The following is a 24344-nucleotide window of genomic DNA, read 5'->3' as shown; positions in this document are numbered from 1 at the left end:
CTATATCCTCCCTGTTGATGCAGTACGTGATAAATGAATGTAATGAGGGAGGAATAGCCGACTCGATGCCGGTTCTTCCACCTATCATATCGTATGGAACCTCATTAATCTATATTTCGGATCACGCTCGATCCGGTTTTATAGATTGCTATCTTCTCTCGTAAACCGGTCGATCCGGCCCGGGTTCGGCCTGACTCCATCCGATGCCGAGCAGCACGATGATGGCTAAGAAGGCAGCCGGAAGCACCCATTTCCAAGAATTCGCGAGTATTCGAACAGCTGGGGACATCAAGGCAAGGATCAGCCCGACGAGTACGACGCTGAACAGATGTATCCCTGGCGGCAGCAAAATAAATAAGATATGGAAGACAGAAGCGAACATGAGCACAGGCACCAGCGCTGTACCCAGCACGACAACCGGATGATTTAAGGATTCCAGCGGATCCCGGGTGAATATCGCCCAAGTTAAAACTATGAAATGAGCCAGTAGCGGAATCGCAAACAGATAGCTTGCGCCCGGCAGGAACCAGGTTGAGCCAATGAGCAATAACAGGAACAAGAAGGCCCCGCTCAGCAGCATCTCTAATTCATTGACTTTCCGAAGAATCCAGCGGATAGACGCTACGTGAACGATAAGTGTGATAAGCATAAAGCTGACACTATACAGGAACGAGTCATAAGTTGCGCCTGCGCCTGAATACTGTGTCATTTTTTCTGCCCATAACTTGTAAATCAGCATCCACAAACCATAGCTCACTGCCGTAGAGAGCACTGCGCTCAGGAGCGGAACCAGTGCACCAATCAGACTTCCTTTAAGAGAAAATCTGGAGATGCGAGTGTACAATACCGCAAACGCCAGCCAGATCACGGCAAACAAGCTAGTAATCGGCAGGGCCCAGTGGGCAGGGTAATGAACCAGCAGGCCAAACACATTGAAGTAAATTCGGTCGCTTGTGGAAGACAAGTCATCCAGGTCGAGATTGCCGAAATGCTTGGCTATGGCGAGCGCATTCTCGCCTTGGTGCTGCATGGTCTCCAAAGAGACATTCTCCACATTGTCCATAGGCGTATGATAGGCTACCCATCCATCCCCATAGGCAAAGTTCAGTCCCGGGAGGCCATGCTCAAGCGCAACCGTTAAGTCAGTCTCATTCGGCAGCTGCTTGTAGAGGTCCACCAGCAGCGAGTTGCTCACCGGGTTAGGCACGGCACGGGCATATTCTTCGATGATTCGATCATTACCCCCACTGGTTTGGAACATGAAGGACGAACCCTTGGATCCCCGGGCTTCAAAGTTCGCAATCATGCCGATGTCTTGGTGCTTGGGGTCACGGAAGAACACTTCAGCCCCCAGCAGTCCTCTTTCCTCCCCGTCAGTGAGCAGAAACCAGATGTCATTCTGCGGCGGCGGACCAGCTTGAATGGCTCTTGCTGTCTCGAGCAGTGAAGCTACACTTACGGAAGCATCGTTTGCTCCAGGGGCCATAGGGACCGTGTCATAGTGGGACATGAGCAGGAGCGGCTTGCCTGGCTTCGTTCCCTTGATGACACCCAAAATATTCGTAAGATGGATATCGGCGTCGATGTAATTGGTTTTCAGTCGGTCATTAAACTCTTGAACATCCGGGTTCAAGCCGAGTTGTTCCATCTGCTCTACCAGGTAAGCCCTGACTTCGGCATTGGCAGGCGTACCCATCGGATGGGGCTCCTGTGCGATCTGTTCGACATGGGCCATCGCACGCTCAGCCGAGAATTCAGTTGCGGGTGCATCGATGCCTCTGGGTTGCGGCGGTTTCTCGAACCACAGCAAGATGGATATAAAGAGGATGACGCTGAGGATGATGGTGAGCGGCAGCCAATAGGGAGGTCTGTGGTCTGGCGGTCTGCTTAGTTGAATTTGCATGGTACATATTCACTTCCTTATATGATCATTCAGGGTCTCTCGTGGTATGATCTTTCATCGTATGTAATAGTTAGCCCCTTACCAGCGTAGTTCCAAAATATGACATGCGTCAATATAAGATTGAGATCGATGGGTATCCGCCCTAACAAAAGAGCCTCCATCAGAATGGAAGCTCTTTTAATTTATATTCAATATTCATTTGTTCATACCATGCGTTTAGTCCGGTCCAGAGCTGTTCGCAAAGCTCATAGACATGATCGGTTTCGAAAAGCTGTCCGCGCATGACCAACTGCGCAAGCTCATCATAACCGGAGGGCCGGGATGGGAGGGACAGGGATTCCTCCAACGTTCGGGCTCTTGTATGGTAGAAGGTTCGGTTGGCAAGTCCAATCAGCTTGGCTGTTTGCCAGGTCAGGTCCTTGGCGCCAAGCGGTAGATAGCTTTGGTTCCCGGACTGGAAGTTGTTTCGGATTTTGCCCATTGTTTCGTAGGGCTCCCAAATCATGAACTCCCGCATCGTTTCTTTAATAGCCTCATCTGAAATCTCGAGGGGCAGCTTCCGAATCTCAGCCAGCAGATTCCCCGGATCGTATATTTCCTGCAGATGTACATAAGCACCGGCTTTAATAGCCCAGGAGTCATCCACAGACGCGGCTGCCTTGAGGATGTCCCGTTTTTGTTTCATGCCGATCTCGATTTTGAAAGGGGGATATATGAATTCATGGCCTGGCAGGGAGACTCCGTCCTGCGTTATAACCCGAAGCTCGATATCCGAGTAAGGGCCATCAATCCCTTGGGCAATCGAACCGTACAGGCCGATGGCAAGAATGTCATCACCGTGCAATTGAAGCAGCCGGTCTTTGATGTGATGAATGATGTTCATTTTCTCTTCCCTGGTCGTAGCCGCAGGATAAGACAGCATAAGAAAATCTCCTCCGAAGAAAGTTAGTTATCTATATTATAGCTTTACAGGCTACCATATTACATAATGTAAGGGAGAAACCGGCAGGCAACAGGTCGATGCTTTAGGACTAACCAGATTTCAGATGAATTTTCTTAAAAAGAACAGACAGGAATCATAATATTCTTATTCCCCTAACTCCATATTATGGTAATATATACTTGCGGAGTGTGCAGGAGCTGCCGCATCCGCACCAAATCATAGCTGAGGTGAGTAGAGATGAGTAGAGTTGAGCAGAGTCAAGGCAAGACCAAGCAGGAATTGGATCGGGTGGTGTTCATCGGACGCACGTTCGAAGAATACACGCATATGTTTGATTTGCAATTATCAGAGCTAGCCGGCAAAAGGATATTGGATTGCCCTTCCGGTGCGTGTTCGTTTACCGCTCATGGACGGAAGCAGGGGCTTGATGTTACGGCCAGCGATATTGCGTATGATCACAGACTGGATGACCTGGAGGCCAAGGGACAACAGGACATCGAGCATGCGATGGAAACGATGGAGCGGGCGAAGAGCAATTATGTGTGGGATTATTATGGAGATGTGCCGGGACTGTGCGAGCATCGCCAGCAAGCACTCCGTGACTGCGTTCAGGATATGAGAGAATTTCCGGATCGATATGTCGCTGCGGTACTCCCGGAGCTGCCTTTTGACGATAAGCAGTTTCACCTCGTATTGTCGGCTCATTTTCTGTTTATGTATAGTGACCGTTTGGATTATGACTTTCATATTCAAACGGTTCGGGAACTGCTGCGAGTTGCCTCGGAGGAGGTACGCATATTCCCATTGACCGATTTAACGGGGAGCCGTTATGCTCACCTGGATCGCTTGATCCACGAGCTGGAGGCAGAAGGCTTACGGGTGACGGAAGTCAACGTGCCTTATGAGTTTATGAAGAACGGCAATTCGCTGTTGAAGATCAGCAAAATATAGAACACGTGCAAGTTATAGAGGGAGCCGGCATTTTAGCTGGCTCCCTTCCTTTTTCTCAGAGGAGTGATGCAATCTACTGGTTTAGGTACTGGTCCGGCTGGACGGTTGCCAGCAATTATCGACCGCTGCGATTCTCTCTAGTCCAGGTCCTTCCACTTAAGCTCCAGTGTCGGAGGCGTGTAGCTGTCCATGAGCTCAAGCAGCTTGAGCGGGTCCTCCGAGATGTTGATCAGGTTCAAATGGGAGGCGTTAGAGAAGCCCTCGGTAATGCTGTGCTGAATCAGCTTCATAAACGGTTCATAATAATCACGGATACTCAGCAGCCCAATCGGCTTTTGATGAATCCCGATTTGGGACCAGCACAATACTTCGAATAGTTCTTCATAGGTTCCAAAACCGCCCGGCAGGGCAATAAACCCGTCGGCCAGCTTGCCCATCGTGGCTTTGCGTTCGTGCATATCCGCTACTTCGATGAGCTGGGTCAGCTCAGTATGTACGATTTCTCCTTTGAACAGCCCTTTGGGCATCACGCCGATAACCTCGCCCCCATGCTGCAAGACAGCATTCGCTACTTCACCCATCAATCCGATGTTGGAGCCGCCGTACACGAGCTTGTATTGGTTGTGGGCAATATGCCTGCCAAGCTCAGCTGCCTTTGCCTTATAGTCTGGATGTTCGCCTAGATTCGATCCTGCAAATACACATATAGATTTCAAAAATACACACTCCTTAACCAGATGTTGATATTTTATCAGAGTAATTATACTATATATAGTGATTTATGTCATGGCATCGTTGGGCTATCTTTCATTCCAACGTTTTCATAGCATCTACTTATTCTATGGCATGGATGTTCTTTTTATCATGGATTTGATCTCGAATTGTGTAAAAAAAGGGTTTTGGCCCCATACCAAGGAATCACGGAGGTAGTATGGTAATGGACATGAATGAAGCACAGCAATGGATCAAACAGTTTTACGGTGAAAGGGGCTGGACCGAATATGGTCCCTTTATCCGAATGGGGTTTTTAATGGAGGAGACAGGGGAGACGGCACGGGCCGTCCGAGCTTATGAGATTGGCAGGGATCGCCCTGATGAAGAGGTTCAGTCCAGGGAACGGCTGAAGCAGGATCTGGTGGAAGAGATCGGCGACGTGCTCGGCAATATTTCGTTGCTGGCGGATCTGTACGATATCTCGCTGGAAGAAGCCTTTGCGGCCCATCAACAGAAGCTGTTGAAACGGTTTGGATCTTAAAGGCGACAGATGAGTGCCTGGTTTTGCATCCAGTAGTTGTGGCTGTCCATACATCGTGCGCAGTACTCCCGTGCACACGACGCGTGGTTCGGAGCATGCTTAGATGGCTGGTCGGCCAGAGAAATGCTTCATAGGCGAAGTGGTGATGCAGGTACAAAATTTACGAAGTAAAAGGCTGCTCCAGGTTCCTCGGACCTCTGGAGCAGCCTTTTTATCTGAGTTTGTTACCGTGGGATCGTTAATAAGTGCTAGGAAACCAATACCTTGCGGAATTCCTGTGTCAGCAGTGGGACGATGTCGAACAGATCGCCGACGATACCGTAATCGGCGACTTTAAAGATCGGTGCTTCCGGGTCCTTGTTGATGGCGATAATGACCCGGGATTGGCTCATGCCGGCCAGATGCTGGATAGCGCCGCTAATACCGCAAGCAATATAGATCTCGGGCGTGACCACTTTGCCGGTCTGTCCGATCTGGAGCGCGTAATCGCAGTAGCCGGCATCACAGGCGCCGCGCGATGCACCAACGGCTCCGCCGAGCAGGTCGGCGAGCTCCTCCAGCGGCTGGAAGCCTTCCGCGCTCTTCACGCCGCGTCCGCCGGAGATCACGATTTTGGCTTCCGAGAGGTCGATTTTTCCTGTGGTTTTGCGGACGACATCCTTTACTAGGGAGCGGAGGGAAGGAGCCGGATAAGTGATATCCTCTATGCTGGCGTTTGCGCCGTCAATGGCTTCTGCAGCTGGAATATTGTTCGGCCGCACAGTGAACACCCAAGGACCATTCTGAAAGGCGCGCTTCTCAAAAGCTTTACCTGCATAGAGCGGACGTGTGAACACAGCCTCTCCGCCTTCCGTATCAATCGCGGTCACATCGGAAATCTGTCCCGCGTTCAGCGACGCCGCTACGAGCGGGGCTAAATCGCGGCCGATGGCCGTATGCCCGAAGAGGACGGCATCCGGCTGCGCCAGGTCGATAACGGCTCCAATGGCTGCCATATAAGCTTCAGGATTATAGCTTTCCAGATCATCATGCTCGATAGTATAAATCGTATCAACTCCATAGTCGTTCAAAGCCGATACAGCTTCCGTAATATTCGACCCCGCAACCAGAACGCGGATGCTGTCGCCGTCACCTGCAATCAAACGAGCTGCGCCGAGCGTCTCGAGAGCAATCTGACGCAGCTTTCCATCCCGGTTCTCGGCATACACTAAGATCGTTTTGCTCATATCATAACCTCCTAAGATCCATTTGAGATTTGATGGGAAAAGAGTTTGACGATATAGACCAGATTTTGACCAATACGAACTTTTCAAGCGTTAGGCGGGATACTTCTGTTCGAATCGCCGATACCCCGTTACTTAAGCGGTCTGGTGAAAAGCGTGCATGACGGACATCCTGTAAACCATACAATCAGAATAGATAAGGAATAGGCCAAGGCGCTATGTTCCCTTTGTTTAACTCATTAGATTACTTTCGATTGTGTGCGCAGCAAGTTGACCAGCTCATGCGCGACTTCTGCAGGTTCGCCCTTCAGGAAACGTCCAGCACCTCGTGCCGGTGGCAAGGACAGCTCGATTTGCTTCGTTGCGGGATGAATATCGGCTTCGGATAACCCGAGATCATCCAGAGATAAGGTCTGGAATGGCTTCTTCTTTGCCTTCATGATGCCTGGCAGCGACGGATAGCGGGGGTCGTTCAATCCCTGCTGAGCCGTGAAGATGGCTGGCAGTTGAACCTCCAGTACTTCAAGATCGCCTTCAGCATCGCGATGCACTTCAGCCGTGGTCCCATTCAGCGTGAGCTTGGTAATGGATCCGGCATGTGAAATGCCGAGAAGACTTGCCAGGCGAATCGCTACTTGGCCTGAACCGCGATCCACGGAGAAGTTGCCGCCGAGGATCAAGTCCGGGTTTTCCTTGGACAAATATGCATGCAGCACCTTCGATACCGCAAATTCATCATCAGGAATCTGCTCGTCGGAGATCAGCACGGCATCATCGGCACCCATGGCGAGCGCAGTCCGCAGGGCTTCTGCGGTACGATCCGGTCCGACCGACAGGAGCGTCACGCTGCCGCCGTGGTCATCCCGAAGCTTCACGGCTTCCTCCACGGCATATTCGTCATAAGGGTTGATCACAAATTTCACTCCATCTTCAGCAATCGATCCATTCTCAATCGTAATTTTTTCCTCAGTGTCAAAGGTCTGTTTAAGCAATACGACAATCTTCATCGATTAAACGCTCCCTTCAAATATGAATATCAGCGAAAACTTAGTTTCCGCCGGAAACACCATTCAGGAAAAAGCTAAGCGTATCGTCCGTCTGATCGGACAGCGAGTATTTACGTCCGGAAATAAGCCAGGAGGTGACCGCTTCGTCCATAGCGCCAAAGATGAGGCTTCGCACTAGCTTGACGTTCAGATCGGAACGGAATTTCTGCTCCTGGATGCCCTGTTCCAGAATATTCTCGATCAGCAAAATATATGGCTTCAATGCATTGCCGATTTCCTTACGCAGCTCCAAATCGCTCTGCCGCAGTTCAATCTGCGTAACATAAGCAAGCTCAGGATTGCTCTCCAGCTCTGAGAAATGGATGCTGCACACGGTCCGTAGCGCTTCCACCGCGTCCGTGGTGCCTTTTACGCTTTCGTGGAATTTGCCGACGAGCTCGCCCAGCTTCTCCTGGAACAAACGAATCAGGATATCCTCCTTCCTCTTGAAGTACAAATAGATAGTGCCATCGGCTACGCCTGCGGCCTTGGCAATTTTGGACACCTGCGACCGATGATAGCCGTTCTCGGCAAATACTTTCAGGGCGCCCTGGAGAATAAGATGGTATTTATCGTTTTTTTTACTTGTCATATGATCACCCCGGTGTTAGAATACAGTTAAAATTATGAATGAATACTCATTCATTTTTGATGTATCCATCATAAAATACGTTCAAGTCATTGTCAACGCTAAGGTTTAAGCGACGTGAAATGGATGAAGCAGGCGTGACCATAGCAGCAGAATAAGACGTTCATATCAGAGCAATCGACGGCAGTTTAACCGGAAGTAACGATATCGCAAGGCTTAGCAGGCAAGTACATTACGTTATACGTTGTACAGATCGAAATGCAGCCAGGAACGATGAAGTATCGGTTTATAGTAGTCGGAAGAGCATGATGTGGAGGTCTATTTTTGCATCCGTCATGAAAGCGCTTCATATTACATCTGCTGCCAATACAATGACGAACGGATCTGGAAGGAGTGACCGTGCTTAAGAATTGAACGCTGCATCAGATAAATGGAAGGGTGGACGAAGGATTATAAACGCAAGGGGCTGAGAGGGATGGTTCTATCGTTAATGAATGCGCTGCTCTTTGTCTTGATCACCGGATGTGCGGTATATATGTTCGCCACCGTGGTGTATCGCCGGTATCTGTATGTCCGTTTGGGCAAGCCGGCCAATCTGAAGAAGGATCTCAAGGAACGACTGAGCCAATTCGCCATCCAGGTGTTCGGGCAGAGCAAGCTGTTTAAGGACCGCAAGAGCGGTCTTATGCACTTTATCGTATTTTACGGATTTATCATTCTGCAGTTCGGTGCGCTGGATATCATCTGGAAGGGCTTGTCAGGCCGCAGCCTGCCAATACCAGGTCACGCCGGCTTTATCCTGATGCAGGAGATCACGGTTGCGCTGATTCTGCTCGCCATCGGTTATGCGGCTTACCGCCGTTACGGCGAGAAGCTGAAGCGGCTTAAGCGGGGCTGGAAGCCAAGCATTATTGTGTTCTTCATTACTACGCTGATGGCTTCGGTTCTGCTGACAATGGCTTTTGAACGGCTGATGGAAGGACTGGCGTGGTCAGCAATGGCGCCGATCTCCTCAAGCATCGCGACCGTGTTCGCCTGGATGCCGTCGGTGGCAGTTACGGTGTGCTACTACGTGTTCTGGTGGCTGCATCTGTTGATTCTGTTATCGTTTCTCATCTATGTGCCGCAATCGAAGCATTTTCACCTCATTACGGCTCCGATCAATATTCTGGTCCGCCGTACCGATCCCCCAGGCAAGCTAAGCAAGCTGGATCTGGAGGACGAAGAGGCAGAAGCATTCGGGGTAGGCAAGATTGAGGACTTCACGCAGAAGCAGATGCTGGATTTCTATGCCTGCGTTGAATGCGGAAGATGCACCAACGTATGCCCGGCCTCGAATACAGGCAAGCTGCTGTCGCCAATGCACATGATTGTGAAGCTGAGGGATCATCTCACGGAAAAAGGCGCCGCACTCACCTCCAAATCGGCATGGATGCCTGCATCCGTGTTTGGATCGCCGGGCGTTCACTCTATGGGCGCAACGGATCTGGCGCTTGTCGGCTGGAAGGGCGAGGGTATCACCGATATCGGTCCGACGATGGACGTTCAGAAGCGCTCCTGGCATCAAGTCGAGGGGGTGGACCCAAAGGACGTTCAGCTGATCGGCGGCGTCATGACGGAAGAAGAGATATGGGCGTGCACCACATGCCGCAACTGCGAGGATCAGTGTCCGGTTGCAAACGAGCATGTCGACAAAATCGTGGATCTTCGGCGTCATCTCGTTCTGATGGAGGGCAGCGTGCCGCAGGAAGGCCAGCGTGCGATGCAAAACATCGAACGACAAGGCAATCCTTGGGGAATCAGCCGTTCGGACCGGAGCAAGTGGGTGAAGGAGGTCGATCCAGAAGGGGCACTCAATTTGAAGATTCCGACCGTGAAGGAGAATCCGGATTTCGATGTGCTGTTCTTTGTCGGCTCCATGGGCTCTTACGACAATCGCAGCCGCAAGATTACCCGGGCTTTCGTCCGGCTTATGAATGAAGCTGGCGTCAATTTCGCTATTCTCGGCAACGAGGAGAAGAATTCGGGCGACACGCCGCGCCGCATGGGCAATGAATTTCTGTTCCAGCAGCTGTGCATGGAGAACATCGAGACATTCCAGAAATACGATGTGAAACGAATCGTCACCGCTTGTCCGCATACCTTCAATATTTTGAAGAACGAGTATCCGGAGTTTGGGCTTGAAGCTGAGGTCATTCATCACACGGAGCTGCTGGATCAGCTGGTGAAGGAAGGGCGTCTTCAGCCTAAATATCAGGTGCAGGAGAAAATCACCTACCATGACTCCTGCTATCTGGGGCGCTATAACGACATGTATGAACAGCCGCGCAGCGTGCTACGAGCCATTCCAGGCGTCGAGCTTCTGGAGATGGAGCGAACTCGCGAGAACGGGATGTGCTGCGGAGCGGGCGGCGGGCAGATGTGGATGGAGGAAGACGCGGGCAAGCGTGTGAATCTGGCACGTACCGAGCAGGCGCTCTCCGTATCCCCGACGATCATCAGTTCCGCTTGTCCGTTCTGTCTGACGATGCTGGAGGACGGCACGAAGCTGATGGAAGTGGAAGAAAGCGTAAAAACGCGAGATATCGCGGAAATTCTGGAGCTATCCGTATTCGGACTATCCGAAATCCATGAACAGGAGGTCGTTGTGCAATGAGTAATACGATTATCCAAGAAGCCGTCCGCGGCTCCGGTGTCGCCAGTCGAAATATAACCAAAGCCGCTGTGATCGGCTCAGGCGTCATGGGGTCGGGCATTGCTGCCCATCTCGCCAATGCAGGTATTCCCTGCCTGCTGCTCGATATCGTACCCACTTCCACCGCCGAGGAGGAGAAGGCCGGCTTGACGCTGGATCATCCGAAGGTGCGAAGCAGGCTGGCCTCCAAGGCGATTGCCGCTCTTCCTAAATCCAGCACGGCTCCGCTGTATAGCGCTGATTTTGTGGGACGTATTACTGCGGGGAATACCGAGGATCATCTGAGCCAGCTGAAGGACGTGGACTGGATCATTGAGGTGGTCACGGAGCGACTGGATATCAAAAAGAGCATCTTCAAGCAGATCGAAGGCGTGCGTAAGGAAGGATCGATTGTCAGCACGAATACATCCGGCATTTCCGTTAATGCGATGGTCGAGGACTGCAGTGAGGAATTCCGCAGTCACTTCCTGGGCACCCATTTCTTCAATCCGCCGCGTCATATGAAGCTGTTGGAGATTATTCCGGGCTTCGATACCGACCTGGATATTACGAGATTTATGGTTGATTTCTGCACAAAGCGCCTCGGCAAAGGGGTTGTGCTTGCGAAGGATACACCAAATTTCATCTCCAATCGGATCGGCACCTACGGTCTGTTGGTCACGCTGCAGGAAATGGTGAAGAACAGCTACACCGTGGAAGAAGTGGATGCAGCTACGGGGCCTGTGCTGGGACGTCCGAAGAGCGCCACCTTCCGCACGCTGGATTTGGTCGGCATTGATACGTTTGTCCATGTTGCCAGAAATGTGTACGACTCCGTATCGGACGGGAACGAGAAGGATGTGTTCACGGTTCCCGATGTCATGAATGAACTCGTTACCCGCGGCTGGATCGGTGAGAAGGGTGGGCAGGGCTTTTATAAAAAGGTAAAAGGCGATCAAGGCAGCAAAATCTTATCGCTCAATCTGTCCACGATGGAGTACAACCCGAGTGCTAAAGTAAGCTCCCCCTCCATTGAAGCCGCCAAAGCGGTGAAGGGAGCCAAGCAGAAGATCAAGGCATTCCTGGGTACGCAGGACCGTTACTCGGAACTGGCCTGGAATGTATTGAAGCAAGTGCTTGTTTATGCGGCCGACAAGCTGGGAGAGATCGCCGATTCCATTCAGGACATCGATAATGCGATGAAATGGGGCTTCAACTGGGAGTTCGGTCCATTCGAGACCTGGGATCTAATCGGACTGCCGGAATCGGTGCAGCGCATGGAAGCCGAGGGCTTGATCGTCCCGGCTTGGGTGAAGGATTGGATTGCCGCCGGCAACAATTCCTTCTATCAGCAGAAGGACGGCGAAGTGTTCCATTATTACAAAGGTGAGTATACGGGCGTTGAGGTTCAGCCTGAACTGATCTCGCTTCAAGCGCTCAAAACGCAAAACCGGATCATTCGCTCGAATACGGGGGCCAATCTGATCGACATCGGGGATGGGGTTGCGTGTCTTGAATTCACTTCGCCGAACAATGCAATCGGAGCCGATATTCTGGTCATGATCCAGCAGAGCGTGGAAGAGGTCAGGTCCAATTACCGCGGGCTTGTGCTCGCGAACGAAGGCCGCAACTTCTGTGTTGGCGCCAACCTGATGCTCATGCTGATGGAAGCACAGAGTGGCGACTGGGATGAGGTGGACGACATCATCCGTCTGTTCCAGGGCAGCATGATGAAGCTGAAGGCGCTGGAGAAGCCGGTTGTGGCCGCGCCGCACCGAATGACGCTGGGCGGCGGGGTGGAAGCATGCCTGCCGGCTGATCGGATTATCTTCTCGGCGGAGACTTACTTCGGTCTCGTGGAGACGGGCGTCGGCCTCATTCCGGCAGGCGGCGGTTGTAAGGAGCTGGTGCTTATGACCAGCAACCGCTACCCCGACAAGGAGAGTGACCTTCAACCGGAGATCAACAGAATCTTTGAGATGGTGGCGTTGGCGAAAGCATCAACCAGCGGACATGAAGCGATCCGCATGGGGTATGGTCGCAGCGGAGATTCGGTGGTCATGAACCAGGACTATCGAATCTATGAAGCGAAGCAGGCGGTACTTGCGATGGACCGCGCAGGCTATGTGCCGCCGCAGCCGGGCAAAGCCCGTGTGGTCGGCCGCGATGGCCGGGCGGTGCTCCAGATGGGCGCCATCGACATGAAGCGCAGCGGCTATATCAGCGATCATGATCTGCTGATCGCGAAGAAGCTGGCAAACATCCTGGCTGGCGGCGATGTCCCTGCCGGAACGGTCGTCAGCGAGCAGCACTTGCTCGACCTGGAACGGGAAGCGTTCCTCAGCCTTCTCGGCGAAGTCAAAACCCAGCAGCGCATGCAGCATATGCTGGCAAAAGGCAAGCCGCTGCGGAATTAGGGCTGGGTGAACTGCTATATAGCTTGGAAATAAATCTAACCTAGAGAGAACGAGCAATTCGCCAAAATCGGAATAACTTTGAATCCAAGCTAATACCTTCATCAAACCTATGGTCAAGAGACTTAACTTTCTCGAAGGTGTCTATTAGTAAAGTGCATGGCCATCGCGGCAGGCATTTATCCATGATGTGAAATTGGAAGCAGGCGAGTTTTTAATTAGTGCCATTCGTTACGAACATATCTCACGGCCGACGAGGGCAGGTCATCTATAGAAGCAACAGATCCAAACATTATAAGTTGAAGAGGTGGAACGCATGAGAGAGGCAGTTATCGTATCCCTTGCCCGGACACCCGTGGGAAAGGCGAAGAAGGGCAGCTTCGCCCAGACGCGTGCAGAGGATCTGGGCAAAGCCGTACTGGAAGCCGTCATTGAGCGTGCGCCGGGCCTGAAAAAAGAGGATGTCGAGGACATTATCCTCGGCTGCGCGATGCCGGAAGGCGAGCAAGGCCTGAATGTCGCGCGGATTATTTCGCTGTATGCGGGATATCCCGTGACGGTACCCGCGCTGACCGTCAATCGCTTCTGTTCCTCGGGACTTCAGGCGATTGCTTTTGCGGCAGAGCGCATTATGCTCGGCCATGCCGAGGTGATCGTCGCTGGCGGCGTCGAGAGCATGAGCCATGTGCCGATGACCGGTTTCAAGCCGGCACCGCATCCTACCATCGTGGAGGAGATGTCGGAGGTGTACATCGGCATGGGCCACACGGCGGAAGAAGTAGCCCGCCGCTTTGGCATCACTCGCGAGGCCCAGGATGCCTTCGCGGCAAGCAGTCACCGCAAGGCAGCAGCCGCCATTGCGGAAGGAAAGTTCCGGGACGAGATCGTACCGGTGAACGTAACGCTGGCTGCGGCTGACGAGCAGGGCAAGGTGCGCAGCAGCACCTTCACCTTCGACACGGATGAAGGGGTCCGGCCGGACACGACCCCGGAAGTGCTGGCGAAGCTAAAGCCAGCCTTTGCCCTTGGCGGCTCGGTTACCGCGGGCAACGCGTCGCAGACCAGTGATGGCGCGGCAGCCGTAGCCGTCATGAGCCGCGAGAAAGCAGATGAGCTGGGACTTACCCCACTCGCTACGTTCAAATCATTCGCCCTGGCAGGCGTAGAGCCGGAGATTATGGGCGTCGGTCCCGTTGAAGCGATCCCAAAAGCGCTCCGCATGGCCGGGATCGAGCTGGACCAAGTGGATGTGTTCGAGATTAACGAAGCTTTCGCTTCGCAATGTCTCCACATCATCCGTGCGCTGGGTATCGACGAGAGCAAGGTCAACGTCAACGGCGGCGCCATTGCGCTCGGACATCCGCTCGGCTGTACCGGTGCCAAGCTAACCGTCAGCCTCGTCTCCGAGCTCGCTCGCCGGGGTGGCGGCTACGGCGTCGTGAGCATGTGCATCGGCGGCGGCATGGGCGCCGCGGGGGTGTTCGAGGTGCACGCGGCAGGGGCGTAAATAGTTTGCTCAGTGAGCTCGGACAATTCTCTAAGTCCCTTAGATCCATGATTCCTTAATATTTTCTAATTATCCCATTAAATTATCACAGTCTTGAAGCTACTAAGCTAGCTAGGATGAGTTCAGATCATAGTCAGTCCCCAAAAGGCCACGAGGCTCCAAGCATGAGCTAGGGAAGGCTAGTTCAACAATGTTTCTGAATGTGTTTTTTAAAATAGATCGAGGATTTCGATCGATATCTAGTAATGATCTTCTAATGATGCATAACCCATTTGCATTGCAATGTAGTCTTAGTGCTGTGTCCGCTCCGCACACGGACCGGACACAGCACAACTTCACTCCACCCCACAGGGGGAGTGCAAGGATATGCTTGGATGATCCTGTGCGCAACCCAGCGGAGAGAGCGGAATTGTACTGGAGAAACGGAGTGGTCGCCTTTGAGTTTGGATTTCTACTATATATAAGTTCATTCAAGGAAATCCAAAATCAACAGCGATCGGAAGTACAATCCGCACGCGGAGCGGACACTATACGCTTTTTGCCAACAGATAGCCACACTTTGCACTCCCCTTATCCCATATCCCGAAAGGAGCACCCAATCATGAGCGATAACCAAACCAAAGAACCGAAGATCATCGGCGGCAGCTTCGTCATCGACAATCCCGATGTGCAGCGCATCTTAACACCGGAGGATTTTACGGAAGAACATCGCATGATCGGCGAGACGGTACGTGACTTTATTGATGGCGAAGTGGTGCCGCACGATGAGGAGTTAGAGAAGCTGAATTATGAGCTGACGGTAGACCTGCTTCGCAAAGCAGGCGAGCTGGGGCTGCTTGGGGCCGATGTGCCGGAGCCGTTCGGTGGGATCGGACTAGATAAAGTCAGCACAACGATTATTAATGAAGCGTTGGCGAAGGGATCGTCTTTTGCGCTTTCCTTCGGGGCCCATGTTGGTATCGGCACATTGCCGATCGTGTTCTTCGGCACGACCGAACAGAAACAGAAATATCTCCCGGACCTGTCGACCGGCGCCAAAATCGCCGCGTATTGCTTGACCGAGCCGACCTCCGGTTCGGATGCGCTCGGTGCCAAAACAACGGCACGTCTGTCCGATGACGGAGAGTATTATATTTTGAATGGATCGAAGCTCTATATTACGAACGCTGGATTTGCTGATATTTTTATCGTCTATGCCAAGATTGATGGGGAGCACTTCACCGCATTCATCGTCGAGAAGGAGATGGAGGGCTTCACGCTCGGACCGGAAGAGAAGAAGATGGGCATCAAGGGATCGTCGACGCGCCCGCTCTTTTTTGAAGATGTGAAGGTACCGAAGGAGAATTTGCTTGGCGAGATTGGCAAAGGCCACCGGATCGCTTTTAACATCCTGAACATAGGGCGATATAAACTGGCAGCTGGCACCGTTGGTGCGGCGAAGGAATCCATCGAGCTGAGCGCGAAGTATGCTAACACCCGCAAACAGTTTGATACGCCCATCTCGCAATTTCCGCTCATGCGCAAGAAGCTGGCCGAGATGAACATCACGACCTTCGTGATGGAGAGCATGGTGTACCGTACGGCAGGACTGCTGGATGAAGCGATGCAGGACATCGATTACAACAGTGAGGATGCCGGAACCCATGCGGCTGCGGCGATATCCGACTATGCCATTGAATGCTCCATCAACAAGGTGTACTGTTCGGAAGGACTTGATGCCGTGGCAGACGAAGCGGTGCAGATTCACGGCGGGTATGGATATATACAGGAGTACAAAGTGGAGCGCATCTATCGCGATTCCCGCATCAACCGCATCTTCGAAGGCACGAACGAGATCAACCGGCTGTTGATTCCGGGCACGCTGGTAAAGAAGGCCATGAAAGGCCAGATCGCACTCCTGCAAAAAGCACAATCCCTGCAAGGGGAGCTGCTCCAGCTGATACCGGGCCAGACCTTCGAGGGTACACTGGAGCAGGAAACGCATTTCCTGGAGATGAGCAAAAAAATCTTCCTCCTTGCAGGCGGTCTGGCGGTACAGAAGTTCGGCACGAAGCTGGAGAAAGAGCAGGAGGCCTTGTCCAATCTGGCGGATATGATGATTGATATCTATGCCCTTGAGAGTGTATTGCTCCGTACCCGCAAGCAGATCGATCGCACATCCGAGGAACGGGCATCCGGCATGATCGAGATGACGCAGGTGTTTGCTTATGAGGCGTTCCAACGTATCGAAGCACTCGCCAAAGAAACCCTGGCCTCAGTGGAAACCGGCGATATGCTGCGCATGCAGCTATCGGTGCTTAAGAAGCTGACACGCAGCACACCGGTCGATACGGTAGGCCTTAAGCGCAACATTGCAGCCCGCATCGTCAAGAATGAACGGTACACCGTGTAGTCTAATCGCTGCCGCAAGAAGATGTACACATTCACCTCAATAGAGAGAGATTTTTTCTTGGAGTAGGAAAGAAGGAGCATTCCTTAGGAAAGGGTTGGTTTTGTATGGATACAAAGCCTTGGCTGCCGTTTTATCCACCCGAAGTCGCTCCCGTTTTTGATTATCCGAAACAGAATTTGGCATCATTTCTCGTGACGTCGGCGCAAAAATATCCGAAAAGTCCGGCCATGTATTTCATGGGCAACACGATTAATTATAAAAGTCTGCTGGCATCGTCCTACCGCATGGCGAACGCGCTCCGCAGCAAAGGTCTCAAGAAGGGTGACCGGGTGGCGATTATGCTACCCAACTGCCCGCAGGTGGTTATGTCTTATTATGGCGTGCTGCTCGCTGGGTGCGTGGCTGTAATGACGAACCCGCTCTATATGGAGCGGGAAATTGCTCATCAGATGAAGGATTCCGGGGCGCGGATCATCATTACGCTGGATATGTTCGTGTCTCGGGTGGAGAGTGTCATCGAGGAGACGGATCTGGAGCATGTGATCGTCACATCCGTGGCCGATTATCTGCCATTCCCGAAGAACCTCCTCTACCCCATCAAAGCCAAGAAGGAGGGTCCGCTTCCTGTCGTTTCGTATGGTGACCGCATCCATGCTTTCAAAAAACTGCTCGCCAGCGCACCGGATGATCCGATCTGCGAACCCGTGAAAGCGGAGCAGGATCTGGCCCTGCTGCAGTACACCGGCGGTACGACCGGCGTTCCCAAAGGCGTCATGCTGACGCATATGAATCTGATTGCCAATACCGTGCAGTCGGCAAACTGGTGCTTTCAGGTGGAGGATGGGAAAGAGCGTTATCTGGCGGTGCTTCCGTGCTTTCATGTATTCGGATTGACGGTGCTGCTCAATCAGGCCGTCTACCGTGCCGGTATGCTCATATTGGTACCAAAATTTGAAGCTGCGATGATCCTGAACCTGATCAAAAAGAAGAAGCCGACGCTCTTCCCCGGCGCACCGACGATGTATATCGCCCTGATCAACCACCCGCGGATCAAGGAATACGATCTGTCGTCCATTAATGCCTGCGTCAGCGGCTCCGCCGGGCTTCCGGTCGAGGTCCAGGATAAGTTCGAGGAGCTGACCAAGGGACGGCTGATTGAAGGGTACGGCCTGACCGAAGCATCACCGGTTACCCACGTAAATCCGATCTGGGGAAAACGGAAGATTGGCTCGATCGGCGTTCCTGTTCCGGATACGGATGCCAAGGTGGTCGATCCCGACACAGGGGAAGAAATGTCGCCTGGCCAACCGGGCGAGCTGATTGTGAAGGGACCTCAAGTGATGATCGGGTATTGGAATCGGCCGGACGAGACGTTTGATACGCTGCGAAACGGCTGGCTGTTTACGGGCGATATGGCCACGATGGACGAAGAGGGGTATTTTACGATTATCGACCGCAAGAAAGACATGATCATTGCAAGCGGCTTCAATATATACCCTCGAGAGATTGAAGAAGTGCTGTATGAGCATCCGTCTGTTAAGGAAGCAGTCGTGGTCGGAACGAAGGACGATTATCGCGGTGAAACCGTGAGAGCTTATATTGTGTTGAAGGATGGAGCATCACCGGACCCTGCGGGCCTTGAGAAGTTTTGCCGCAGTCAACTGGCAGCCTATAAGGTGCCGCGCGAGTATGTGTTCCGCGATTCGCTGCCGAAGACGATGGTGGGCAAGGTGCTGCGCCGCAAGCTGCTGGAGGAAGAGGAGGACAGAACGGGTTAAGATATAACTTGGAGGAAGCAATGATGGCTGCCTACACGATGATCATCGTCGACGCTCAGACTAAAAGAGTTAAACAGCCTACTGATTTGGGGTAATTAAAGAAATCCTTCGTTATCACGTTGCTTGGTGAGCCGGGATCTTAAATTTGAATAGGGAGCAGTCGTGTTAGGTTCGCACTGGGCCGTACGCTGTCCCGATTGGCCATCTCATACCCATACGATTTGTGTAAGGAGGTATGCATGGGCGGGAAGCTCACGAATGCTCGGCTCATGTTATTATGCAGGAATGGATACAGTACTAGCGATGTCATAAGAAAAAAGGAGGCGGCCTGATGGACCCTACCCATACGAATCCGGACACGAAGGCGGGCCAGCCGGATTTTGACCTGGAGGCTTATGTCGAGACCATGACCAAGGCGGCAGAGCCTACCTTCTGGGGTTATCTCGGATGCAAGCTCGCGTCGGCCAGCCCGGAGGCGGTTGTTGTCACCCTGGATGCGCAGCCTCATCATATGAATATGATGGGAATCGTACATGGCGGCGTACTTTCCTCATTAATGGACAACGCCATGGGCATTGCCGTCATGCTGGAGCGTCCCGGTGAATCCACGGTGACGAGCAATTTGAACGTGCATTTTCTCATGCCGGCCCGGGCGGGCATGCTTACCGTAACGGCAAGCATCGTGCATCAGACACATCGTTCGGTAACAACGGAATGCAAGATTACGAATGGGAAGGGCGAGCTTGTCGCAATCAGCACAGGATCGTTCCGAGTGAAGTAGAGCTGCTTTGGCTGCGGCATAGCTTGTTATGAAGTATCAAGTCAATGGCAAAAATAAGTGATCTTGTGATTGACCTTGTGCTAAGGCACGTGACCTTGCGAGTAGCCTTGCGCCAGTCACAAGACTTGTAAGTGACCTTGCTTGCTAAAGGCCTTTGTGTGCCTAAGGTAAGTGGCCTGTAAGTGACCGCGTGTAAAAGCACATGGCTGACGTCTGCTCTCTTTAGAGGGCAGACTCTTCATTTTTTTGCGGTCGGCGCTTTTGATTATGGAGAGTATATAGGGCTTGCTCATACGTGAGGCTGGTATTAGACTGGTGCTTCATTCGCTATGCGTGTCTGCTCATAACACCTGAACAGGGAAGCAAGATTCAAAGATCTGGTCTGGGTTTACTCCCATTTTTTCTTGTCAAGTATATAAAGCTATGGTACAATGAGAATGCTGTTTTTCATGTAGAATCTAGAATGTCTCTTAAGATTATAAATTTAGATGTTTACATACGTAGGAGGTGGAAATCATGGTTGTATTTTTCGAAGTGTTGCTTGTTATTTTCTCCATCGGATTGATTACTGTCGTTCTTCTCCAGAAAGGGAAAAGCGCAGGTCTTGCCGGTGCCATCTCCGGCGGTGCGGAACATCTTTTTGGTAAAACAAAGGCTCGCGGTATGGATCTCGTACTGCAGCGCACAACGGTTGGTCTTGCAGCAGGATTTATGATTTTGGCCATCGTTGTTGCTATGTTGAAATAACAATAACGATACCCTCGCTTTTTCAGTCTTGGAAGAGCGGGGGTTTTTTGTTGCCTGAAATTCGGCATACATAGAGGACAACAGAGTAGGGAAGGATACCAAGGATTAAATTCGTGTATACTAGGGTATGAGTATATAAAGGTAAAGAATGGATAGTGGAACGATGAATTTGCAGGTTCCCCGAGGTGATAATCATGATAACTGAAGAAATTTTACTGGACTTTATGCGGGAAACTGCATACAAACCGATGACGTACCAGGAATTGGAGCAGCATTTTGCGATTGAAGATGCTCATGAATTCCGGGAGTTTTTGAAGCTGTTGAACGAGCTGGAGCAATCCGGCAAAATCATTCTGACCAGCACCCAGCGCTATGGCGTGCCTGAACGGATGGCTTTGCTGCGGGGACGCTTGCAGGCTCATGCGAAGGGATTTGCTTTTCTCATTCCGGATGACCGTGAGCATCCTGATGTGTACATTCATGCCAATGATCTCAAGAGTGCGATGAATGGGGATACGGTGTTAGTCCGCATTAGTTCCCAGCATAATGACGGCGGTAAAATGGAAGGCGAAGTGGTTCGGATTGTGACGCGCGCAGTTACTCAGGTTGTGGGCGTATTCCAGAACCATGAAGCCTATGGCTTCGTGCTGCCGGATGACAAACGGATTAACCGGGATATTTTTATTCCGAAGCATGCGATCCATGGCGCCGTAGACGGCGTGAAGGTCGTCGTGAAGCTGGTGAGCTATCCGGAAGGAAGAGCGGCGGCTGAGGGTGAAGTGGTGGAGATTCTGGGCCACAAGGATGATCCAGGCGTCGACATTCTGTCCATTATCCGGAAGCACCAGCTACCCGAGAGCTTTCCAGAGGAAGTGCTGGCTGAGGCCGACGCGGCCCCGGATTCGATTACGGAAGAGGAAATTTCACAGCAAGGGCGCAGGGATTTGCGCGGCTTGAACATCGTAACGATTGACGGCGAGGATGCCAAGGATCTGGACGATGCGGTGAATGTGGAGCGTCTGCCAAACGGAAACTACCGGCTGGGCGTTCATATTGCCGACGTCAGCTATTACGTCCGTGATCGGTCCGAGCTAGATAAGGAAGCGTATAACCGTGGCTGCAGTGTGTATTTGGTGGATCGGGTCATTCCGATGCTGCCGCATCGCCTCTCCAACGGCATATGTAGTTTGAATCCGCAGGTGGATCGCCTGACGATGTCGTGTGAGATTGAATTCAACGAGCAGATGAAGGTCGTGAAGCACGATATCTTCACCAGTGTCATTCGCACAAAAGAACGGATGACGTACAACAATGTACGCAAAATTCTGGTGGATGAGGATCCGGAGCTGATCGAGCGATACAGCGATCTGGTGGAGGATTTCCGTTTGATGCGCGAGCTGGCACTGAAGCTGCGCGGCCGCCGGATGCGGCGGGGGGCAGTGGATTTTGATTTTGTGGAATCCAAGGTCATTGTGGATGAGAACGGCAAGGCCGTGGATATCGTCAAAAGAGAACGCTCCATTGCGGAGCAGATCATTGAGGAGTTCATGCTCGCGGCCAACGAAACCGTGGCGGAGCATTTTCACTGGATGAAGGTTCCGTTCATTTACCGGATCCATGAGGACCCGGATCAGGAGAAGCTGCAGAACTTCATGGCGTTCGCGGCGAATTTCGGACACCATGTGAAGGGGCGGGGCAACGCGATTCATCCGCGTGCACTGCAGAATCTGCTGGAGGCCATTCAAGGCACGAAGGAACAAACCGTACTGAGCACGATGATGCTTCGTTCGATGAAACAGGCAAAATATGATGCAGAGAGCACAGGTCACTTCGGCCTGGCTGCTGAGTATTATTCTCACTTTACCTCTCCGATTCGGCGTTACCCCGATCTGGTCATCCATCGGGTTATCCGGGAAGTGCTGGAGAACGGCGGTGCGCTTAATGAGACGCGTCATGAGCAGCTGGCAAGCCGGATGGCGGACATCGCGCAGCAATCGTCGGAGCGCGAGCGTGTGGCCGTGGATGCAGAGCGCGATACAGAAGCGCTCAAGAAGGCTGAGTTCATGCTGGATAAAGTCGGCGAAGAGTTCGAAGGTATTATCAGCAGCGTGACCAGCTTCGGCATGTTCATCGAGCTGGAGAATACGGTCGAGGGCTTGATTCGTCTTAGCGCGATGACCGACGATTATTATCATTTCGATGAGGGCCATATGGCGCTGATCGGGGAGCGGACCTCGAAGGTATACCGCATTGGTGATGATGTGAAGGTTCGCGTGGCGAAGGTGAACATGGACGATCACACCATCGATTTTGAGATGGTGGATATGAAGCCGCGTCGCCAAGGGCGCGGCGAAGGCGATCGCGGCGGCAATGGCGGCCGCGGGTTCGGTGCCCGCGATGGCGCAGCCCGCGGGGGTAAGGGCCGCGGCGGTAAGCGCGGCGGGGTTGAAGGCGGCGCGCCGGGCGGGCGCCGCAAGGATGCCGCCGCAGGCGGCCAGGGTGGCCGCGGCAAGCGCGGCGGCGAAGCGCCAGCTGGAGCGAGTGCTGGCGCTGGTGCCGACGAGCAGCAGGCGTCGAACTTTGCCTTTGGCTCTGGCAAAGGCGGATACAGCTCCGCTGGCGGCGGCGCCCTCGGCTTCGACCGCAACGCACGCAGCTCTGGCGGTGCCGGTGGCAAGAACCGACGCAAGAAGACGTCGGGCAGCGGCATTTTCATCGGTGAAGGTCCGACTCCTGGCGGAAATAGCGGAGATAATGGATCTGGCGGCGGTGGACGCAAGCGCAAGAGCAAGGGCGGAAACGGCACAGCCGCTTTTGTCCGCAAGAAGAAAAAGTAAGCTTCCTCTCAATCTAACACGGCGATGCTTGCCCTGTCTTGATTTTGGAGGCAGACGTTTGATACAATGGACTTCTGGTAGGATTGCATTTGGCGGTCTGCCGGAAGTCCTTTTTCCATAATCATTGTTTGATGACAAGGGGTGAGACCATGGGTAAGAAAAGTGACGGGAAGGTTCTGGCCCAGAACAAAAAAGCTTCCCATGATTATTTCATCGAGGATACGTACGAAGCGGGGATGGTCCTGTCCGGAACGGAGATCAAATCCATACGGAACGGCCGCGCCAATATTGGAGATGCATTCGCAACCATCCGGAATGGCGAAATTCATATCCATAACATGCATATCAGCCCGTTCGAGCAAGGGAACCGTAATAACCCGACTGATCCTACGCGTACACGGAAGCTGCTGCTACACAAGGAGCAGATCCGTAAGCTGCTGGGCTTGTCCAAGCAGGACGGCTATGCGATTGTACCGCTTAAGATCTATATCCGTAACGGTTATGCGAAGTTACTGCTGGGTCTTGGTAAAGGTAAGCGTCAGTACGATAAGCGTGCCGATGCCGCCAAGAAGGATGCACAACGTGATATCCAGCGTGCGCTGCGCGAGAAGCAGAAGATTGCAAGGTAATGGAGCAACTTGCCGGATGGCAGCTTTTAGCTGTGTTACCTGCAATGTATATATCATTTTGATGCAAATTGTGATATACTAAGTGATGTAAGAGAGATCAATAAGATCTTTGACAATCAGCATACAGCCTGCGTATTCCTTTCTTGGAGGGAAAGAATGCGCAATAGATTGACTGCTATGACTGAATACATTCTTTGATTTAATCCGATAGCCCTTTTTGGCAGGAACGCATAAGGTGCGAAGCACCGGCATTTCTCCAACTTAAGGGGGCGTTCTTGGATTCGACGGGGATAGTTCGGGCATGAGTAGCGGGTAGTGGGGACGCGTCCACTTCATCAACGCTAAAGCCAATTAAACGGCAAACAACAAAACAACTACGCTTTCGCAGCTTAATAACCTGTGAGCGTGCTCTCGCTCTGTATCGCCCATGTACCGGGATGAGGGCTCAACTTTAGTGGGATACGCTGTCTAGTCTCCGCCTGGGGCTAGCTGAAGAAGATAATCAGGCTGACCTGAAGGGAATCCGGTGACAGGGAGTCTCTAGGGTGACATCAAATCTGTCACTACACCCGTAGAAGCTTGTGTTGTCGTTATCTTCGGACAGGGGTTCGACTCCCCTCGCCTCCATACATACCTTAATAAAGCGACCGATTACGGTCGCTTTTTTGCTGTAGA

General features: G+C 52.4%; 17 protein-coding genes and 1 other RNA gene. 12 read left to right on the top strand and 6 right to left on the bottom strand.

Translation table 11 applies throughout. The annotated features are described in order from the left end of the window. Positions 1 to 148: 148 nt before the first annotated feature. Positions 149 to 1903, bottom strand: coding sequence for a M28 family peptidase (locus AM231_RS16740; protein WP_054403717.1), 1755 nt, complete (start codon positions 1901 to 1903; stop codon positions 149 to 151). Between the two features lie 160 nt (positions 1904 to 2063). Next, positions 2064 to 2825 carry a kanamycin nucleotidyltransferase C-terminal domain-containing protein gene (locus tag AM231_RS16735; RefSeq protein WP_054403716.1) on the bottom strand — a complete coding sequence of 254 codons (762 nt, stop codon included), beginning with the start codon at positions 2823 to 2825 and terminating at the stop codon, positions 2064 to 2066. Between the two features lie 258 nt (positions 2826 to 3083). On the opposite strand from AM231_RS16735, the gene AM231_RS16730 reads away from it, so the two are divergent. After that, entirely contained in the window at positions 3084 to 3797 is a 714-nt protein-coding gene (locus AM231_RS16730; protein ID WP_054403715.1) for a hypothetical protein, read from the top strand. A gap of 137 nt (positions 3798 to 3934) precedes the next feature. On the opposite strand, the gene AM231_RS16725 is transcribed toward AM231_RS16730, so the two are convergent. Then, a complete protein-coding gene (locus AM231_RS16725) occupies positions 3935 to 4513 on the bottom strand; it encodes an LOG family protein (protein WP_054403714.1) in 579 nt (192 codons plus the stop codon). A gap of 221 nt (positions 4514 to 4734) precedes the next feature. Here AM231_RS16725 and AM231_RS16720 point away from each other — a divergent pair, with 221 nt between their 5' ends. Then, on the top strand, positions 4735 to 5052 hold the full coding sequence (locus AM231_RS16720) for a MazG nucleotide pyrophosphohydrolase domain-containing protein (protein WP_053490493.1): 318 nt from the start codon (positions 4735 to 4737) through the stop codon (positions 5050 to 5052). A gap of 248 nt (positions 5053 to 5300) precedes the next feature. Here AM231_RS16720 and AM231_RS16715 read toward each other — a convergent pair whose 3' ends face one another. The 3 genes from AM231_RS16715 to AM231_RS16705 all read right to left on the bottom strand — a co-directional run bounded on the left by AM231_RS16715 (position 5301) and on the right by AM231_RS16705 (position 7913). After that, the gene (locus tag AM231_RS16715; RefSeq protein ID WP_054403713.1) at positions 5301 to 6278 is read right to left on the bottom strand and encodes an electron transfer flavoprotein subunit alpha/FixB family protein; all 978 of its coding nucleotides are present in this window, start codon (positions 6276 to 6278) and stop codon (positions 5301 to 5303) included. A gap of 236 nt (positions 6279 to 6514) precedes the next feature. After that, positions 6515 to 7282, bottom strand: coding sequence for an electron transfer flavoprotein subunit beta/FixA family protein (locus AM231_RS16710; protein ID WP_054403712.1), 768 nt, complete (start codon positions 7280 to 7282; stop codon positions 6515 to 6517). A gap of 40 nt (positions 7283 to 7322) precedes the next feature. Beyond that, complete coding sequence (locus AM231_RS16705; RefSeq protein ID WP_054403711.1) at positions 7323 to 7913, bottom strand: TetR/AcrR family transcriptional regulator; 591 nt, start codon at positions 7911 to 7913, stop codon at positions 7323 to 7325. Between the two features lie 472 nt (positions 7914 to 8385). Here AM231_RS16705 and AM231_RS16700 point away from each other — a divergent pair, with 472 nt between their 5' ends. The 10 genes from AM231_RS16700 to ssrA all read left to right on the top strand — a co-directional run bounded on the left by AM231_RS16700 (position 8386) and on the right by ssrA (position 24299). Beyond that, positions 8386 to 10566, top strand: a complete 2181-nt coding sequence (locus AM231_RS16700; RefSeq protein WP_054403710.1) for a (Fe-S)-binding protein — start codon at positions 8386 to 8388, stop codon at positions 10564 to 10566. Next, positions 10563 to 13001 carry a 3-hydroxyacyl-CoA dehydrogenase/enoyl-CoA hydratase family protein gene (locus AM231_RS16695; protein WP_054403709.1) on the top strand — a complete coding sequence of 813 codons (2439 nt, stop codon included), beginning with the start codon at positions 10563 to 10565 and terminating at the stop codon, positions 12999 to 13001. The genes AM231_RS16700 and AM231_RS16695 overlap by 4 nt, the downstream gene beginning before the upstream one ends. Positions 13002 to 13314: 313 nt before the next feature. After that, complete coding sequence (locus AM231_RS16690; protein ID WP_054403708.1) at positions 13315 to 14505, top strand: acetyl-CoA C-acyltransferase; 1191 nt, start codon at positions 13315 to 13317, stop codon at positions 14503 to 14505. A gap of 601 nt (positions 14506 to 15106) precedes the next feature. Beyond that, positions 15107 to 16897 carry an acyl-CoA dehydrogenase family protein gene (locus AM231_RS16685; protein WP_054403707.1) on the top strand — a complete coding sequence of 597 codons (1791 nt, stop codon included), beginning with the start codon at positions 15107 to 15109 and terminating at the stop codon, positions 16895 to 16897. A gap of 104 nt (positions 16898 to 17001) precedes the next feature. After that, entirely contained in the window at positions 17002 to 18675 is a 1674-nt protein-coding gene (locus AM231_RS16680; RefSeq protein WP_054403706.1) for a long-chain-fatty-acid--CoA ligase, read from the top strand. 331 nt (positions 18676 to 19006) lie between these two features. Further along, entirely contained in the window at positions 19007 to 19456 is a 450-nt protein-coding gene (locus AM231_RS16675; protein WP_054403705.1) for a PaaI family thioesterase, read from the top strand. A 516-nt stretch (positions 19457 to 19972) separates the two neighbouring features. Next, complete coding sequence (secG, locus tag AM231_RS16670) at positions 19973 to 20203, top strand: preprotein translocase subunit SecG (protein WP_009593367.1); 231 nt, start codon at positions 19973 to 19975, stop codon at positions 20201 to 20203. Between the two features lie 194 nt (positions 20204 to 20397). Next, positions 20398 to 23040 carry a ribonuclease R gene (rnr, locus tag AM231_RS16665; RefSeq protein WP_054403704.1) on the top strand — a complete coding sequence of 881 codons (2643 nt, stop codon included), beginning with the start codon at positions 20398 to 20400 and terminating at the stop codon, positions 23038 to 23040. A 149-nt stretch (positions 23041 to 23189) separates the two neighbouring features. Next, positions 23190 to 23669, top strand: coding sequence for an SsrA-binding protein SmpB (gene smpB / locus AM231_RS16660; protein WP_054403703.1), 480 nt, complete (start codon positions 23190 to 23192; stop codon positions 23667 to 23669). Between the two features lie 265 nt (positions 23670 to 23934). Continuing rightward, positions 23935 to 24299, top strand: a transfer-messenger RNA (tmRNA) gene (gene ssrA, locus AM231_RS28305). Positions 24300 to 24344: the final 45 nt, after the last annotated feature.

Origin of the sequence: Paenibacillus solani (assembly GCF_001277345.1) — a bacterium.
Lineage (GTDB): Bacteria > Bacillota > Bacilli > Paenibacillales > Paenibacillaceae > Paenibacillus_AQ > Paenibacillus_AQ solani.
The sequence above is the reverse complement of the archived record's forward strand: the minus strand, read 5'-3'. Positions and strand labels throughout refer to the sequence as shown.

Bases quoted from the DNA above. Each gene is read 5' to 3' on its own strand.
- AM231_RS16740 (WP_054403717.1), bottom strand. From the start codon at position 1,903: ATGCAAATTCAACTAAGCAGACCGCCAGACCACAGACCTCCCTATTGG.
- AM231_RS16735 (WP_054403716.1), bottom strand. From the start codon at position 2,825: ATGCTGTCTTATCCTGCGGCTACGACCAGGGAAGAGAAAATGAACATC.
- AM231_RS16730 (WP_054403715.1), top strand. From the start codon at position 3,084: ATGAGTAGAGTTGAGCAGAGTCAAGGCAAGACCAAGCAGGAATTGGAT.
- AM231_RS16720 (WP_053490493.1), top strand. From the start codon at position 4,735: ATGGACATGAATGAAGCACAGCAATGGATCAAACAGTTTTACGGTGAA.
- AM231_RS16715 (WP_054403713.1), bottom strand. From the start codon at position 6,278: ATGAGCAAAACGATCTTAGTGTATGCCGAGAACCGGGATGGAAAGCTG.
- AM231_RS16710 (WP_054403712.1), bottom strand. From the start codon at position 7,282: ATGAAGATTGTCGTATTGCTTAAACAGACCTTTGACACTGAGGAAAAA.
- AM231_RS16705 (WP_054403711.1), bottom strand. From the start codon at position 7,913: ATGACAAGTAAAAAAAACGATAAATACCATCTTATTCTCCAGGGCGCC.
- AM231_RS16700 (WP_054403710.1), top strand. From the start codon at position 8,386: ATGGTTCTATCGTTAATGAATGCGCTGCTCTTTGTCTTGATCACCGGA.
- AM231_RS16695 (WP_054403709.1), top strand. From the start codon at position 10,563: ATGAGTAATACGATTATCCAAGAAGCCGTCCGCGGCTCCGGTGTCGCC.
- AM231_RS16690 (WP_054403708.1), top strand. From the start codon at position 13,315: ATGAGAGAGGCAGTTATCGTATCCCTTGCCCGGACACCCGTGGGAAAG.
- AM231_RS16685 (WP_054403707.1), top strand. From the start codon at position 15,107: ATGAGCGATAACCAAACCAAAGAACCGAAGATCATCGGCGGCAGCTTC.
- AM231_RS16680 (WP_054403706.1), top strand. From the start codon at position 17,002: ATGGATACAAAGCCTTGGCTGCCGTTTTATCCACCCGAAGTCGCTCCC.
- AM231_RS16675 (WP_054403705.1), top strand. From the start codon at position 19,007: ATGGACCCTACCCATACGAATCCGGACACGAAGGCGGGCCAGCCGGAT.
- secG (WP_009593367.1), top strand. From the start codon at position 19,973: ATGGTTGTATTTTTCGAAGTGTTGCTTGTTATTTTCTCCATCGGATTG.
- rnr (WP_054403704.1), top strand. From the start codon at position 20,398: ATGATAACTGAAGAAATTTTACTGGACTTTATGCGGGAAACTGCATAC.
- smpB (WP_054403703.1), top strand. From the start codon at position 23,190: ATGGGTAAGAAAAGTGACGGGAAGGTTCTGGCCCAGAACAAAAAAGCT.